Genomic DNA, 16077 nt, shown 5'->3' with positions numbered 1-16077 from the left:
TCCGTCCGGTGGTCTATCCGAAGAGCTTCTTGAGCTCGGCGTCGACCTTCTTCTCACACGCGTCGAGCGCGGCCTTCGGGTCGCCGTTCTTGCGGACGGTGTTGGCGATCACGTCCCAGAACGCGGCGATCATGGACTGCGTCCAGCCGATGTTGTCGAAGTGGCCGAACTCGTTGAAGAGCTTGACGCCCTCGGCCGGCAGGCCGGACTTCAGCTTGTCCGCGGACTGCGCGAGCGAGAGGCGCGGCGGGATGTGGAAGCCGTAGGAGGTGGCGAAGTCCTCCTGGTACTGCTTCTGGTCGATCCACAGCCACTTCACGTATTCCTTGGCCGCGTCGACGTTCTTGCCCTTGGCGTTGACGAACATCGACCAGCCGCCGTTGTAGACCGACTGCTTGCCGGCCGAGCCGACCTTCGGGAACGGGAAGATGCCGATGTCGTCGCCGAGCGCCTTCTGCATGGCCGGCATGGCCCACATGCCGCACCACTGGATCGCGGTGAGGCCCTGGATGAAGGCCGACGGGTCCCACGAGTCGGCGGGGGCGTCGAGGAGCAGGTTGCCGCTGGTGAAGAGGCCCCGCAGCTGCTTGAGGCCGTCGGCGACGGCGTCGGTGTTGAAGGCGGGCTTGTTGTCCGCGGTGAGGGTGTCGGCGCCGGCGGACCAGATCAGCGGGCGGTCGATCGAGGTCAGGTCGTTACCGAGGAAGATGCCCTTGACCTTGTTGGTGGTCAGCTTGTCGGCGGCCTCGATCAGCTCCTCCAGCGTGGTGGGGACCTCGATCTTCGCCTTCTCGAACAGCGAGGGCCGGTAGAAGAGGAACTGCGGGTCGTCGATCATGCGGACGCCGTATATCTTGCCGTCGACCGTGTGCGACTTGATGTCGGCCGGGTTGAAGTCGTCCTTGACCGGGTCGATGATGTCGGTCAGGTCCGCCACCTGACCGCTCTTCACCATCTGGATCTGCGGGTGGAACTCGAAGACGTCCGGCGCGTTCTCGGTGAGCAGCGCGGCGAAGAGCTTCTGCTCGAAGTTGTTGCCGGTGATCCACTGGGTCGTGACGTTGGCTTCCTTGTAGGCCTTCGCGTAACGCTTGACGGCCTGCTCCACGCCGGCCTCGCCGTACGCGTGGAAGTACTGGACGAGGCCCTTGCCCGACCCGGAGCCGCCGCCCCGGCCGGTGTTGCTGCCGCACGCGGCCAGTCCACCGGCGGCGGCCAGGCCCATCGCGGCCCGCAGTACGGTACGGCGGTCCCAGTTCATGTTGCTCGATGCCGACATGCTGACGTCCTTGTCTCGAGTGCGGCTGCGGCTCTGCGGCTCACTGCCTGAGGGCGCGGGGCCCGGTGGCTCGCGCCGGTTGGCTCAAAGAGAGGTGCGGTGCGGGACGCTAGAGCTTCGACTAAGGCTTCGGCAAGGGGTTGGACGAAGTCTGTTCGAAGCGTTGCGTCCGGTTCGTCATTTCGAACACGCGGGTCTCGCGGAGGAGTTGCTTCCGCCGTCACGAGGGTGGTGCGGCGGTGCGGCTCCTCACGGGTGTGGTGCGTTTGCCGTTCTTCTGCCCGACGATCTGGAGCGCGCCCTCCAGCGCGAACGTCGCCGCGCCCAGGCACACCGGATCGGTGGGGATCGGGGAGAGGACGATCTCGGTGGCGGCCAGCGGCCGCGGCAGCGCGTGCCGGGTCACGGCCTCGCGCACCTCGTGCAGCAGCGGTTCGCCCAGGGCGAGGGCGACCCAGCTGCTCAGCACGACGATCTCGGGGTTGAACAGATTGACCAGGTCGGCCACGCCCGCACCCAGGTAGCGGGCGGTCTCGTGGACGGCCCGGCGCGCCACGGGGTCGCCCGCCGCGACGCCGCGCGCCAGGGCGCCGATGGTCGCCGTCTGGTCCTCGGGGTGCAGCAGGGCGCTGTCGGGGCTGACCTCGCGCAGGTTCATCATGATGCCGCGCGCGCCGACGTAGGCCTCCACGCAGCCGTGGTTGCCGCAGCGGCACAGCCGCCCGTCCAGCACCATCGTGGTGTGGCCCCACTCCCCGGCGCTGTTGCTCACCCCGCGGTGCAGCCCGCCGCCGAGGACGAGCCCCGCGCCCACCCCGGTCCCGAGGTTGACCACCACGGCGTTCCCGCGCCCGCGCGCGGCCCCGAACCACAGCTCGGCCACCGCGCTGGCGCGCAGCGGGTTGTCCAGGTACAGCGGGTAGGCGATGTGCTCGGTGAGCAGGTCCAGCAGCGGTACCTCGTGCCAGTCCCAGTTGGGCGCGTACTCCGAGACGCCGGTGGCCCGGTCGACCTGCCCCGGCACGCTCACGCCGACCCCGAGCACCCGGGCGCCCTCGATGCCGGCCTGGGCGACCACCGAGCCGACGGCGGTGGCGACATGGGCGACCACCTGCTCGGGCAGGCTCTCGCTGGGCCGGACGTCCTCCTCGGCCCGGGCCAGGACGTTCAGTCCCAGGTCGAACAGCTCGACGTGGACGTACGTCTCGGCGATGTCGACGCCGATCAGCGCGCCGCCCGAGGCGTTGACCGCCACCAGGCCGCGGGGGCGGCCGCCGGCCGAGTCCTCGAAGCCGACCTCCGTGATCATGCGGAGGTCGAGCAGCTCGCCCACGAGGGTCGCGACCGTGGCGAGGCTGAGGCCGGTGGCGGCGGCCAGCTCCTGCCGGGAGGTGGGCGACGCGGCGATGATCTGGCGCAGCACCTCGTAGCGGTTCGCGGTGCGGATGTCACGTGATGTGCGCTTCACCGGAGTGCCCATCCTTTCCCAGGCCGGCCAGGGCCGGGTCGACATCGGCACCGGCGCGGCGCAAGGCTATGGGCTCCCGGGACTTTCGACAAGGGGTTAGGAAAGGGGCTTTATAAAGTGCGCCGCTGGTGGGGACCGGTGGTGCCCGGCCGTGGCCGGACCATGATGCCCCGGAGATGCCCCGGAACGGGTGAGCGGGGTGCGTCAGCCCTCGTCCTCGGCCGCGCCGGCCGTGTGGCACAGGGCCGCCCCGCCCTGGGCGCCCGCGCCGGCGACCGCCGCGGCGAGCTGTCGCTGCACCTGTTCCGGCAGCGTGCTGCCGTGCACGGTGCCGACCAGTTCCCGGGCCAGCTGGTGCAGCTTGGTGTTGGTGTTCTGGGAGGTCCTGACGAGCACGCTCCAGGCCGCCTCGGGGCTCAGGCTGAAGGAGGCCATCAGGATGCCGCGGGCCAGATCGATGGTCGGCCGCGTCTGCATCGCGCGCCGCAGCTGGGCGACTTCGGCGAGCAGGTGGTCGCGGTCGGTGTCGGTGGGCTCGGCGTCCGCGTGTGTGGCGTCTTCGTGTGCGGCGTCTTCGGCGTCTGTCCGAGGGGCGTCGCCGTCCGTTCGTCGGGTGTCCGTCCGAGGGGTGCCGCCGTCCGTGTGTGCGGCGTCCGTGAACAGCTCCCGCGTGCCCGTCAGGTCGAGGAGGCGTTCGACCGCGAGGCCGGCGGAGCGGATCACGACCGTCTTGCCCTGGTCGAGGGCGCGCACGCGCAGGTCGAGCAGGACGTTGACACCCGAGCAGTCGCAGAAGCCGACCGAGTCCAGGCGCAGGTCGACGCCGCTGCCCGACAGCGCGAGGACGTCGTACAGGTCGGGCAGGAGCCGTCGGCTGCCCAGGTCGAGTTCGCCCCACAGGGTCACGGTCATCCGGTCGCCGTCCGGCAGGACGTCCAAGGTCGCCATGCAGGGCGGAACCGCCGGTGCGGCGTCCGTCACCGCGGGCGCGGCGCCCTCCTGCGTCCGAGGCGCAGAGTACGCAGGCTCCGGCATGGCTCTGATCTCCCTGTCTGTCGGCCCGCCTCCGGTTCAAGCCTTGCCCCTCTACCCCACACACGTCAATCAATACATGAAACGCAGTACGTGTTTTTGATTGCGTGAATGCCCGGTCGCTAAAGTGGGACCATGGATGGAGTGCCTGAGCCACACACCGGATGGACGTTCCTCACCAACCATGCCCGGGTGCTGGCGGCCATCGCCGACAATCACAGCGCCCGCATCCGGGACATAGCCGCACACTGCAGGCTCACCGAACGCGCCGTTCAGAAGATCATCGCCGACCTGGAGCAGGACGGCTATCTCTCGCACACCCGGGAGGGCCGCACCAACACCTACCGGATCGACCCGGCCAAGGTGCTGCGCCACCCCGCCGAGGCCGGTCTGACGGTGGCGGCGCTGCTCTCCCTGCTCGTCCAGGACGAGGCCGACCGCACTCTGCCCCCCGCCCGGCCGCAGACCACGCCCCCCGCCCGGCCGCACGCCACGACCTGACCGCCCGGCCGTCCGCTCCGGTCGGCCTCGCCTTCACGCCCGGGTCAGCACATCCCGCACGAACGCGTTGGCGAACGTCCCGTCGGGGTCCAGTTCCGACACCAGCGCCCGGAAGTCGTCCAGTCGCGGATACAGCCCCCGCAGTACCGTCGCCGGCACGGTGAACACCTTCCCCCAGTGCGGGCGCGCCTCGAACGGCGCCAGCGCCGCCTCCACCTCCCGCACCACCGGCAGCACCGCCCGGGTGTCCTCGACCCAGGTGAAGTGCGCGGCCACGGTGTCCCGGCCGTGGGACGGGCTCAGCCACTGGTCGTCGCCGGCGACCGTGCGCACCTCGCAGGTCTGCAGGACAGGGGCGATCGTCTCCCGGATCGCGTCGAGCGCGTGCAGCATCCCCACGGCGTGCTCGCGCGGCAGCAGGTACTCCGACTGCAGCTCCGCCCCGCTGCTCGGGACGAACTCGGCCCGGAAGTGCGGCAGCCGCTCGTGCCACGGCCCCGGCACCCCGAACTGCTCGGTGCAGTTGACCGCGGGCATGCCCGGCACCGGATGCATCTTCTCGGTGGCCGCGGCGGCCCAGGGGAAGGCGGGCAGCGGCTGGTCGGTGCGCCGCTTGAGCCACACCTGCCGGAAGCCCGGCGCCCGCCAGTCGGTGAACAGGCTGACGCTGTACGCCGTCGCCATCACCGTCTCGAACGTGCCGGAGTCCAGCCCGTGGAACGGCAATTCGGTGAAGACGTACTGCTCGACCTCGTAAGCGGGCTCCAGGTCGAGGGTGAGCGCGGTGACGACACCGAGCGCGCCCAGGGAGGTGACGGCCCCGCCGAACCGCTCCTCGTCCCGGCCTATGACCACCGCCCGGCCGTCCGCCGTGATCAGCTCCACCTCGCGCACGGGCGTCGAGAGCGGGCCGTTGAGCACGCCCGAGCCGTGGGTGCCGGTCGCGACCGACCCCGCGACCGAGATGTGCGGCAGGGACGCCATGTTGGGCAGCGCGAGACCGTGCGCGTGCACCCGGCGGGCCAGTTCCGCGTAGCGCACGCCACCGCCGACCCGGACCGTACGGGCCGCCGTGTCGACCTCCACCTCCGGGGGCAGGCCGGCCAGCGACAACAGGACGCCCTCGGCGCCCGGATCGGCGATCCCGTTGAACGAGTGCCCGCTGCCCAGCACCCGCACCCGGCCGCTGCCCGCGACGAGCGCCCGCAGCGCGGCGAGCGAATCCGGCCGGTGCACCTCCTTGGCCGCGTAGGTGATGTTGCCCGCCCAGTTGGTCACGGTGCCGTTCATCGCGTCGTCCTTCCCCGAGGCAGCGGGGACCGGCAGAGCCCCCCGCCGGAACCTACCCCGGCCTCTCGTCCATTGCCGTCGCCGCCCCGGCCGCATACCGTGGACGCCCTGTAGAGAGCGGTTACTACCTGTCTCGCCGAGCCGGAAGGTCACCTCCTTGAGCCAGCGCCCCCAGGCACTGTTCGCCATGGCAGCCGAGCACGTGCCGCAGGTCTTCCCGCCCGAGGTGCTGGCGCGGCTGCGGGCGTCCGTGGACATCGACCCGGCCCTCGTGGCCGGGGACTTCACCGACCCGCGTGTGCGCGACGCGCTCGCCCGGGCCGAGATCCTGGTGACCGGCTGGGGCTGCCCCCGGCTCGACGGGACGGTCCTCGACGCGGCTCCCCGGCTGCGGGCGGTGCTGCACTCGGCCGGCTCGGTCAAGTCCTTCGCCACGCCAGGGATCTGGCGGCGCGGCATCGCCGTCTCCTCGGCCGCCGCCGCCAACGCGCTGCCGGTGGCCGAGTACACCCTCGCCGTGATCCTGCTCGCCGGGAAGGACGTCTTCGCCGCCCGCGAGCGGCTGCGCGCGACCCGGGCCTCCGCCGGCTGGGGCGTCATCCCCGGCATCGGCAACCACGGCCGCCGGGTCGGCGTCATCGGCGCCTCCCGCATCGGCCGCCGCGTCCTGGAACTGCTGCGCCCCTTCGACCTGCGGCCGGTGCTCACCGACCCGTACGTCGACGAGAAGGAGGCCGCCGCGCTGGGCGTGCCCCTGCTGCCGCTCGAGGAACTGCTGCGCACCTGCGACATCGTCACCGTGCACGCCCCCGAGACACCCGAGACCCACCGCATGATCGGCCGCCGCGAACTCGCCCTGATGCCCGACGGGGCGGTGCTCATCAACACCGCCCGGGGCGCGCTGGTCGACCACGACGCCCTCGTGGCCGAACTGCGCTCGGGGCGCCTGACCGCGGTCCTCGACGTCACCGACCCCGAGCCGCTCCCCGCCGACTCGCCCCTCTACGACCTGCCCGGGGCCTTCGTCACCCCGCACCTCGCGGGCTCCCAGGGCAACGAGCTGGCCCGGCTCGGCCTGGCGGTCGCCGAGGAGGCCGAACGGCTGCTGGCCGGGGGAGAACTGGCGCACGCCGTCGACCCGGCGGCGCTGGAGCACGCGGCCTGACGCGACGACCGCCACCCGCAACCCGGCAAACCGCCACGATCCCGTCATTCCCCCGGCTCGGGGGGACCCGGTACCGCCCCCGCGCACCCATGGGCATACCGTGAGGAGTCGTACGTCCGAGCCGGGAGGAGAGACGGGATGGGCAGCGGCAGCCGTACCGCGCTGGTCGAGGATCTGATGGAGCGGTTCCCGCACGTCCCGCGGGAGGCCGTCTTCAAGGAGGACCTGCTCCGCGGCGGCGTGGCCTTCGACCCGTCCGCGCTCAGCGACAACGAGGGCGGCGAGGTCAAGCCGAAGTCGTACTTCATCTTCTCCTTCGACCACGGCACCCTGCCCGAGCTGGGCGAGGCCGCGCTGCGCCGCCCGCCCGAGGAGATCATCCTCACCGGCGGCCCCTACGACCTGCGCCGCACGGTCGTCTCGGTCCGGGTGAACCCCGCCTCGCCCTACCGCGTCGCCGCGAACGAGGACGGCGTCCTCGGCCTCTACCTCGACGGCAGGCGGATCTCCGACGTCGGCGTGCCGCCGATGCCCGAGTACTACCGGCACACCCTGTCCAACGGGAAGTCGGTCATGGAGGTCGCCCCCACCATCCAGTGGGGCTACCTGATCTACCTGACCGTCTTCCGGGTCTGCCAGTACTTCGGCGCCAAGGAGGAGTGCCAGTACTGCGACATCAACCACAACTGGCGCCAGCACAAGGCCGCCGGCCGGCCCTACACGGGCGTGAAGGACGTCGAGGAGGTCCTCGAGGCCCTGGAGATCATCGACCGCTACGACACCGCCAAGGCCTCCACCGCCTACACCCTCACCGGCGGCGCCATCACCAAGACGGTCTCCGGCCGCGACGAGGCCGACTTCTACGGCCACTACGCCAAGGCCATCGAGGAGCGCTTCCCCGGCCGCTGGATCGGCAAGGTCGTCGCCCAGGCCCTCCCGCGCGACGACGTCCAGCGGTTCAAGGACTACGGCGTGCAGATCTACCACCCCAACTACGAGGTGTGGGACGAGTACCTGTTCAAGATGTACTGCCCCGGCAAGGAGCGGTACGTCGGCCGCGACGAGTGGCACAAGCGCATCCTGGACTCCGCCGAGGTCTTCGGCGCGCGCAATGTCATCCCGAACTTCGTCGCCGGAGTCGAGATGGCCGAGCCCTTCGGCTTCAAGACGGTCGACGAGGCCATCGCCTCCACCACCGAGGGCCTGCGCTTCTTCATGTCGCACGGCATCACGCCCCGCTTCACCACCTGGTGCCCGGAGCCCACGACCCCGCTCGGCAAGGCCAACCCGCAGGGCGCGCCCCTGGAGTACCACATCCGCCTGCTCCAGGCGTACCGGCAGACGATGGAGGACTTCGGCCTCTCCTCGCCCCCCGGCTACGGCCCGCCCGGAGCCGGCAACGCGGTCTTCTCGGTCAGCTCCTTCATGGACAGCCTCCCGGCGGACGAACCCACCCCGCTTGTATAACGCTTCGGTGACGTCGTCCATCATTGCGGTACGGCGTTGAGTCACAGGGCGGCCGCGTCCGTACGGCATACGGAGGCCGGAACCAGGGGGCGCGCCGCCCTGTCCTGATATCTGAACAGGGCGCTTGTCAGTTGTGTGGGAGGCGTGAAAAGCTCTGGCCCTGCCCCGAGGTTCCCCCCAACTCCACTGCCAATTCGGTGAGTTGACCTCGCTTGTGGATGCAGGAGACCCATGCCCGACCTGCCGACCCCTCAGGACGCCACCGAGGCCGCGCTGTTCTCCGAGTGCTGGGACGCGGTCCTCGCGTACGCCGACCTGTGCACGTCCGGCTCCACCGCCGCCGCACAGCTCGGCCGCGAGGCGTTCGCACACGGCATACGCGAGGCCCGCGCCGCCGAGACCGGGCCGGTCCGCGCCACCGGCCGCCGCCCCGCCCGGCTGCCCCGCATACCCCTGCTGCTGACCGCCGTGCGCACCACGGCCGCGGCCTGGGAGGAGGAGGGGCAGGGCCACAAACTCGACCCCGACCTGCGCCTGTGGCTCAACTCGGACAAGGCCGCCCGCTACACCGGCCCGCCGCTGCGGCGCCCGCTCGCGCTGCGCGGCCTGCGCGACCTCCAGCAGGCGGACGCCGAACTGCTGTGGCTCGCCGAGGTGGAGGCGCTGCCGCTGTCCCTGGTCGCCCGCCGCCTGGGCCTCGACCCGGCCACCGCCGCCGAGGAACTCCAGCAGGTGCGCACCCTGTTCCGGGACCGCTGCCACCGCAACCACCTCGACACGCCGATGGACGCCGGGTGCCGCAGCTACGCCCGGCTGCTGGACGCCGTCACCCGCTCCTCCGCCGCCGACACCCCCGGCGACCTCTCCCGGCACCTCGCCACCTGCGTGCAGTGCGCCGAGGCCGCCGCCTGCCTGCGCCTGCACGGCGGCGGACTGCCCGGGGCGCTGGCCGGCGGGGTGATCGGCTGGGGCGGTCTCGCCTACCTGGAGCGCCGCCGCCGCGCCGCCGAGGTGCGCCTCGGCGCCGGCCGGCCCGGCCGGCCGGACCAGGCGGCCGCGGAAGAGGAGGACGGGGCGCAGAAGGCGCGCGTCGCCCGCAGCGGCCTGCTCGTCGCCGCCGTCCTGGTCTCCCTCCTGGCCCTCGGCGTCTCGATGATGCCCTTCGGTGGCTCCGGCGGCGATCTCGGGGCCCGCGACGACGCCGGCCGGCAGCCGGTGGCCGGCCCCGGCCCGTCCCTGCCGTCCGCTCCCTCCCTGCCGCCCGCGACCTCGAAGCCGGCCGACCGGGCCACCGGGGACACGGAGCAGCCGGACGAGCCCGGCAAGCCGGAGGGCAGCAGCCGCCGGACCGCACCGCAGGGCACCTCCTCGCCCGCCGGCCGGTCCGGAGCCGACGAGAGCGCGGATCCCACCTGCCGGGTCGAGTACGACCTGGTCAACCAGTGGCCCGACGGCTTCCAGGCCACCGTCACCGTCACCAGCAGCAAGGCCCTCGACTCCTGGCGGGTGTCCTGGTCCTTCCGGGACGGCCAGCACGTCGGCCAGATGTGGGACGCCTCCGTCTCCCAGGACGGCTCCCGCGTCACCGCCACCGCCGCTGACTACAACAAGTCGGTCCCCGCCGGCGGCAATCTGGCCTTCGGCTTCCTGGCCTCCTGGCGCGGCAAGAACTCCCCGCCGTACGACTTCGCGCTGAACGGGGACGACTGCGCGAAAAGCGGTTGACGCGACTGTGCCGTGACGGGATACCGTGACGGAGGTTCCCCCGAGTGCCGGGGCGTCCCGAAGAGTCGAGGATCGAGGAGGTGTTGACCGATGGCTGTCATTGCGATGAGCGCTGCCCGCATCCAGATCATCACGTCCACCTCCATGGCCGCCGGCTGATCCGACCGACCGTCGGGCCGGGGGCCGACCTTGGAAAGGGTCACCCTTGACTTCCAGCTCCGCCGCATCCGCTTTCTCCGCGCTCGCTCCCTACGGCTGGGACGACGCATGGGCGGACGCGTTCGCCCCGTACGCCACCGAAGGACTCCTGCCCGGACGCGTCATCCGGGTCGACCGCGGGCAGTGCGACGTCGTCACCGCCGGCGGGGTGCTGCGCGCCGACACCGCGTTCGTCACGCCGCACGACCCGATGCGGGTCGTCTGCACCGGCGACTGGGTCGCCGTCGAGCCCGGCGGGAACCCGCGCTACGTCCGCGCGTACCTGCCGCGCCGCACCGCGTTCGTCCGCTCCACCTCCTCCCAGCGGTCCGAGGGGCAGATCCTCGCGGCCAACGTCGACCACGCCGTCGTCGCCGTGTCCCTCGCCCTCGAACTCGACCTCGGCCGCATTGAGCGGTTCCTCGCGCTCGCCTGGGAGTCCGGGGCGCAGCCCGTCGTCGTCCTCACCAAGGCCGACCTCGTGCCGGACGCCGTCACCCGCTCCCACCTCGTCCAGGACGTGGAGACCAGCGCGCCCGGCGTGCCGGTGGTGACCGTCAGCGCGCGGGACGGGGAGGGGCTCGAGGTGGTCGCGGCGATCGTCGGCGGCGGTACGTCCGTCCTGCTCGGCCAGTCCGGCGCGGGCAAGTCGACCCTCGCCAACGCGCTCCTCGGCGAGGACGTCATGGACGTCCAGGCCACCCGCGACGTCGACGGCAAGGGCCGCCACACCACCACCACCCGCAACCTGCTCGCGCTGCCCGGCGGGGGCGTCCTCATCGACACGCCCGGACTGCGGGGCGTGGGCCTGTGGGACGCCGAGAGCGGCGTCGGGCAGGTGTTCTCCGAGATCGAGGAACTGGCCGAGCGGTGCCGCTTCCACGACTGCGCCCACGAGGCCGAGCCGGGGTGCGCCGTGCAGGCCGCCGTCGCATCCGGTGAGCTGCCGCAGCGGCGGCTGCACAGCTACCGCAAGCTGCTGCGGGAGAACCAGCGCATCGTCGCCAAGACCGACGCCCGGCTCCGGGCCGAGATCCGCAAGGACTGGAAGCGGAAGGGGGCGATCGGCAGGGCCGCGATGGAGGCCAAGCGCGGCCCGCACTGGCGTTCGTAACCGCGCGGTGTCCCGCGAGCGCCGTGTCCGATTTCCGCCAGCGGCATCCCCGCCGACGGCGGAGACTGGACACCGTGAGGGACCAGGACACGAGGGAAGACCCCAGGTACGAGGCCGTACGCAGCCGTGACGGTCGTTTCGACGGCGCCTTCTTCTTCGCCGTCGAAACGACCGGCATCTACTGCCGGCCGAGCTGCCCCGCGGTGACCCCGAAGCGGGCCAACGTACGGTTCTTCGCCACGGCCGCCGCCGCGCAGGGCTCGGGCTTCAGGGCCTGCCGGCGGTGCCGCCCGGACGCCGTGCCCGGCTCCGCCGAGTGGAACGTCCGCGCGGACGTGGTGGGCCGGGCCATGCGGCTGATCGCCGACGGCGTCGTCGACCGCGAGGGAGTCGCCGGTCTCGCCGCCCGGCTCGGCTACAGCGCCCGGCAGGTGCAGCGGCAGCTCACCGCCGAACTCGGCGCCGGGCCGGTCGCCCTCGCCCGGGCACAGCGGGCGCACACCGCGCGCGTCCTGCTCCAGACCACCGCGCTGCCGGTCACCGAGATCGCGTTCGCGTCGGGCTTCGCCAGCGTGCGGCAGTTCAACGACACGATCCGCGCCGTGTACGACTCCACCCCGAGCGAGCTGCGCGCCGCCGCGCCGAAGACCGGCCGGGGCCGCCGCACGGCCACCCCGGGCGCCGGCATCCCGCTCCGGCTCGCCCACCGCGGCCCCTACCAGGCCGGCCCCGTCTTCGACCTGCTGGAACGCGAGGCCGTACCCGGCATCGAGGAGGTCACCGGCCCACCAGGAGCCCGCACCTACCGGCGTACGCTCCGCCTGCCGTACGGCACCGGCATCGCCGCCGTCGAGGAACGGCCCGGCAGCGCGCGCACCGGGCTCGGCGCCCACCCCGGCGGCTGGCTCGACGCCCGGCTGCACCTCACCGACCCCCGCGACCTGACCACCGCCGTCCAGCGGCTGCGGCGGCTGTTCGACCTGGACGCCGACCCCTACGCCGTCGACGAGCGCCTCGCCGCCGACCCGCGCCTCGCGCCCCTGGTCGCCGCCCGCCCCGGGCTGCGCTCGCCGGGCGCCGCCGACCCGGAGGAACTCGCCGTGCGCGCCCTGGTCGGCCGGGCGGAGGCGGAACGGCTCGTCCGCCGCTACGGCAAGGCCCTCGACGCCCCCTGCGGCGGCCTCACCCACCTCTTCCCCGAGCCGGCCCTCCTCGCCGGGGCCGAGCCCGACGGCACCCTCGGCGCGCTCGCCACCGCCCTCGCCGACCACGCCGTCCGCCTGGACCCGGGCGCCGACCGGGACGACGCGCAGGACGCCCTGCGTGCCGTGCCCGGCCTGGACGCCCGTACGGTCGCCGCGATCCGCACCCGCGCCCTCGGCGACCCGGACGTGGCCCCGCCCGGCACGGACGTCCCCGACAGCTGGCGCCCCTGGCGCTCGTACGCCCTGAACCACCTGCGCGCAGCAGGGGAGTTGGAGCTTTGATGAACCCTCCGGCCTACTGGACGAGCGTCCCCAGCCCCCTCGGGCCGCTGCTCCTCACCGCCGCCCCGAGCGGCGAGTTGACCTCGCTGTCCGTGCCCGGGCAGAAGGGCGGGCGCGAGGTGCGGGACGACTGGCGGCGGGACCCCGGGCCGTTCCGCGAGGCCGAGGAGCAACTCGCCGCCTACTTCGCCGGGGAGCTGAAGGAGTTCCGGCTGACCTGGCGCACGGAGGGCACCGCCTTCCGGGAGAAGGTCTGGGCCGCCCTCGACGACATCCCCTACGGGGCGACCACGACCTACGGCGAGATCGCCGCGCGGATCGGAGCCCCCCGGGCGGCGGTACGGGCCGTCGGCGGTGCGATCGGGGCCAATCCGCTGCTGGTGGTGCGGCCGTGCCACCGGGTGATCGGGGCGGACGGCGCGCTGACGGGATACGCGGGGGGACTGGACCGCAAGGTGCGGCTGCTGACGCACGAGGGTGTGCTGCGCCCCTGAGGGCCCTGTCGCCGGTGAGGGCTCATCCCCAGAAGACCGCGCCCACCCAGGTCGCCGCGATCAGCTGGCAGGTGAACAGTTCGGCCAGGATGCTGGAGCCGCCCGCGCGCATCACCGTGCGCAGGGCGGCGACAGCGTCGGTGTGCCGGCCGAGGCGGAGACGCTCGTAGAGGTAGATGCCGGCCAGGAAGCCGGGGATCGCGCCGAGCACGGGCAGCAGGACGAAGCCGAGGGTGGAGCCCGCTCCGGCGTACGCCAGCATGCGGCGGTTGGCGCCGCTCGCCCGCAGCCGCCGGGGCGGCAGCGCCCAGCGCACGGCCTGGGAGACGAACATCAGGGCCGTGGCACCCACCAGGACCCACCAGGCGACGGGCTGCGGGTCCTGCAGCGCCCACCACATCACCGCGGCCCACACCAGCAGTGACCCGGGCACCGCGGGCACCAGCACTCCGCAGAGACCGAGCAGGATGACCAGCCCGACCAGCAGGAGGTCCCACACTCCCATCTGACCAGACTGCCGGAAGCCGGGAGAAGACGCAGGTCAGGAGCGTGGCGGCGGCCCAGACGCGCAGGTCAGCCGGGTGCGGCACCCGGGGCGTCCCGGTATCGCATGGCCGTTCTACGGCTCACTCGACGCGCCGTTCGTCTCGGGGTGGCGGGCCGGTTTTTCCCCAAGCACCGTTTTCATCCGGCTCGTGCGGTGGACAATTAGGGGCATGAGCCAGCAGGGGGGAAGGCCCACCGGTCACGAGGACGACTGGTGGGGGCAGTTGTACGACGACTCCACCGGCGACACGGGCCCCGCACCGGCCCCCGATTCCCTGGACGACCGTTTCGCCTCGGCGGCGGGGGCGGTGGGTGACCAGGGCGTTTCCCCGGCGAGCGACGAGCGGCCCGCTCCCGGCACGGACATGGTGACGGACCGGCCGTACCGGAGGGACACGGACCGGGTCGTCCCGATGCCGAGGGCCGGGGCGGACGAGGCGAGGGAGACGCCGCCGGGGGCGCGTCCCGCCGACCGGGCCCCCGACCAGGCCCGTGACCGGCCCTCGGACCGGGCTCCTTGGCGCGCGCCGTGGGAACCGCCGCCGGGTCGTCCGACGGGCCCCGTGACCTTCCCGACCCCCGCGAAGCCACCGGGACGCGCCGAGCGGCGTCCCGAGCCCCCGCCCACCGGCGGCACGTCCTCACGGCCCGGGCCTTCAGGGTCTCCCGGGCCTTCCGGGAACCCGGGGGCGACGTCGGCGGGGGCGGCTTCCGTCTCCTCGTCGGCGGGCACCGGGGCTCCTGGGCCTTCGGGGAGCCCGGGGGAGGCGCCCGGGGGCAGGGTTCCCGAGTCGCCGTCCGATGCTGCGGGCGGACCGCCGCAGGCGCCCGGGGCGCCGGCTCCCGCCCCGCCGCCCGAGCCCCCCAGGCCCTCGGAGAGCCCGAGGCAGACCGCCGCGACGACGCCCCCCGCCCCGCGGACGCCCCCGCCGCCCGCCCTCCCCCCGTCCTGGCCGGTCCGGGAGGACCCCTCGGGTGCGGTGGAGGAAAGGCCCGAGGGGGGCGCGCCGCCGACGCCGTCTGACAAGGTCGCGCCGCCGACGGCCGCCGCCGAGCCCGGCAGCAGCGCGTTCCTCACAGCCGCCGGCCCACCGCCCGCGGCACCGCCACCCATGCCCCTGCCCCCCACCGAGCCCCCGTCCGACCGCCCCGACCCTCAGCCCGGCGGGTACGTCGGCTCCCGGCCCCCCACCGAGCCCCCGTCCGACACCCCCACCCCCCGGATCGAGCCCCCCGCGACCGACCCACCGCCCGGTGGGTACCTCGGCACCCAGCCCCCCACCGAGCCCCCGTCCGACGCCCCCACCCCCCGGATCGAGCCCCCCGCGACCGGCCCCCGGCCCCGTGGGTACGTCGGTTCGCGGCCCCCCACCTACGACGCCGAACCCACCGCCCTGCCGGTCGCGGATCCCGATGATCTCGATGACCTCGTCGCGGACACCGTGCTCGACGGGGCGCGGTACGGGGCCTGCACCCTGCGGGCCGTGTCGGTGCGCGGGGACTCCGCGCGGTATCGCGGGGAGCCCCGCCGGGACTCGCTGCTCACCGCCCGCTTCGGGACGGGCGAGCACGCGTTGCTGCTGGTGGCGATGGCGACCGGGGCCCGCGCCACGCCGGGCGCGCACCGGGCGGCCGCCGAGGCCTGCCACTGGATCGGGCGGGCCGTCGGGCGCAGTCACTCCCGGCTCGTCGAGGACATAAGGGCCGGCCGGCGGGGCGACCTCAAGTCCGGCCTGCACCGCCTCACCGACCGCAGCCTCGGCAAACTCCGCGCCAGCGCCGCCGAACAGGGCGTCGACCCGGAGGAGTACGCGGCCGGCCTGCGCTGCCTGCTGCTGCCGGCCGACCCCGAGTGCCGTACGCGCGTGTTCTTCGGCGTCGGACCCGGCGGGTTGTTCCGGCTGCGCGAAGGCGAGTGGCAGGACATCGAACCGCAGGTCACCGACATCAAGGGCGAACCGGTCCTGGGCTTCGGCTCGCCGCCCTCCGAGACCCCCGAGGGCGACCGGCTCACCATGGACCTGGGCATCCCGACCCCGCCGAGCCCCTACGAACCGGCCCCGGAACCACCCCGCGAACCCTTCCGCTTCCGCACCTCCGTCGCCCGCCCGGGCGACACGCTCCTGATGTGCAGCAGCGGCCTCGCCGACCCGCTGCGCGGCGAACCCGAACTGTGCGAGTACCTCGGCGACCGGTGGTCCCGCCCCGAACCGCCCGGTCTCGCGGCCTTCCTCGCCGACTCCCAAGTCCGGGTCAAGGGATATGCCGACGACCGTACAGCCGCGGCGGTGTGGGAGGCGTGACCGCGCCC

At 73.4% G+C, this 16077-nt stretch carries 14 protein-coding genes; 8 read left to right on the top strand and 6 right to left on the bottom strand.

Annotated features, from left to right (window positions below):
* Window positions 1-13: 13 nt before the first annotated feature.
* The 3 genes from ABZ386_RS13180 to ABZ386_RS13170 form a co-directional block, all read right to left on the bottom strand.
* A complete protein-coding gene (locus ABZ386_RS13180) occupies window positions 14-1279 on the bottom strand; it encodes a sugar ABC transporter substrate-binding protein (RefSeq protein ID WP_355721560.1) in 1266 nt (421 codons plus the stop codon).
* A gap of 220 nt (window positions 1280-1499) precedes the next feature.
* Window positions 1500-2747, bottom strand: coding sequence for an ROK family transcriptional regulator (locus tag ABZ386_RS13175; protein WP_351335062.1), 1248 nt, complete (start codon window positions 2745-2747; stop codon window positions 1500-1502).
* Window positions 2748-2951: 204 nt separating this feature from the next.
* On the bottom strand, window positions 2952-3695 hold the full coding sequence (locus ABZ386_RS13170) for an ANTAR domain-containing protein (RefSeq protein ID WP_351335065.1): 744 nt from the start codon (window positions 3693-3695) through the stop codon (window positions 2952-2954).
* A gap of 219 nt (window positions 3696-3914) precedes the next feature.
* Here ABZ386_RS13170 and ABZ386_RS13165 point away from each other — a divergent pair, with 219 nt between their 5' ends.
* A complete protein-coding gene (locus ABZ386_RS13165; RefSeq protein WP_355721555.1) occupies window positions 3915-4280 on the top strand; it encodes a helix-turn-helix domain-containing protein in 366 nt (121 codons plus the stop codon).
* Between the two features lie 33 nt (window positions 4281-4313).
* Here the strand turns inward: ABZ386_RS13165 and ABZ386_RS13160 are convergent, their stop codons facing one another.
* On the bottom strand, window positions 4314-5570 hold the full coding sequence (locus tag ABZ386_RS13160) for a D-arabinono-1,4-lactone oxidase (RefSeq protein ID WP_358964753.1): 1257 nt from the start codon (window positions 5568-5570) through the stop codon (window positions 4314-4316).
* A gap of 157 nt (window positions 5571-5727) precedes the next feature.
* On the opposite strand from ABZ386_RS13160, the gene ABZ386_RS13155 reads away from it, so the two are divergent.
* From ABZ386_RS13155 to ABZ386_RS13130, 6 genes are all read left to right on the top strand, one after another.
* Window positions 5728-6735, top strand: a complete 1008-nt coding sequence (locus ABZ386_RS13155) for a hydroxyacid dehydrogenase (protein WP_358964752.1) — start codon at window positions 5728-5730, stop codon at window positions 6733-6735.
* Between the two features lie 138 nt (window positions 6736-6873).
* On the top strand, window positions 6874-8202 hold the full coding sequence (locus ABZ386_RS13150; RefSeq protein WP_351335075.1) for a radical SAM protein: 1329 nt from the start codon (window positions 6874-6876) through the stop codon (window positions 8200-8202).
* 231 nt (window positions 8203-8433) lie between these two features.
* Complete coding sequence (locus ABZ386_RS13145; protein WP_358964751.1) at window positions 8434-9927, top strand: cellulose-binding domain-containing protein; 1494 nt, start codon at window positions 8434-8436, stop codon at window positions 9925-9927.
* 205 nt (window positions 9928-10132) lie between these two features.
* Window positions 10133-11239 (top strand): ribosome small subunit-dependent GTPase A, encoded by a 1107-nt coding sequence (gene rsgA / locus ABZ386_RS13140; protein WP_351335081.1) that lies wholly within the window; start codon window positions 10133-10135, stop codon window positions 11237-11239.
* Between the two features lie 74 nt (window positions 11240-11313).
* Window positions 11314-12726: an AlkA N-terminal domain-containing protein gene (locus tag ABZ386_RS13135; protein WP_351335084.1), complete on the top strand. Its 1413-nt coding sequence runs from the start codon at window positions 11314-11316 to the stop codon at window positions 12724-12726.
* Window positions 12726-13220 (top strand): methylated-DNA--[protein]-cysteine S-methyltransferase, encoded by a 495-nt coding sequence (locus ABZ386_RS13130; protein ID WP_351335086.1) that lies wholly within the window; start codon window positions 12726-12728, stop codon window positions 13218-13220. Before ABZ386_RS13135 ends, ABZ386_RS13130 begins: the two co-directional genes overlap by 1 nt.
* A 22-nt stretch (window positions 13221-13242) precedes the next feature.
* Here the strand turns inward: ABZ386_RS13130 and ABZ386_RS13125 are convergent, their stop codons facing one another.
* Window positions 13243-13725 (bottom strand): DUF456 domain-containing protein, encoded by a 483-nt coding sequence (locus ABZ386_RS13125; RefSeq protein ID WP_114256071.1) that lies wholly within the window; start codon window positions 13723-13725, stop codon window positions 13243-13245.
* A 240-nt stretch (window positions 13726-13965) separates the two neighbouring features.
* Window positions 13966-14499 (bottom strand): hypothetical protein, encoded by a 534-nt coding sequence (locus ABZ386_RS13120; RefSeq protein ID WP_358964750.1) that lies wholly within the window; start codon window positions 14497-14499, stop codon window positions 13966-13968.
* Window positions 14500-14878: 379 nt separating this feature from the next.
* On the opposite strand from ABZ386_RS13120, the gene ABZ386_RS13115 reads away from it, so the two are divergent.
* The gene (locus ABZ386_RS13115; protein WP_358964749.1) at window positions 14879-16069 is read left to right on the top strand and encodes a protein phosphatase 2C domain-containing protein; all 1191 of its coding nucleotides are present in this window, start codon (window positions 14879-14881) and stop codon (window positions 16067-16069) included.
* The last annotated feature ends 8 nt before the right edge of the window (window positions 16070-16077 follow it).

Origin of the sequence: Streptomyces sp. NPDC006140 (genome assembly GCF_040628815.1) — a bacterium.
In the GTDB taxonomy this organism is placed as follows: Bacteria; Actinomycetota; Actinomycetes; order Streptomycetales; family Streptomycetaceae; genus Streptomyces.
The sequence above is the reverse complement of the archived record's forward strand: the minus strand, read 5'-3'. Positions and strand labels throughout refer to the sequence as shown.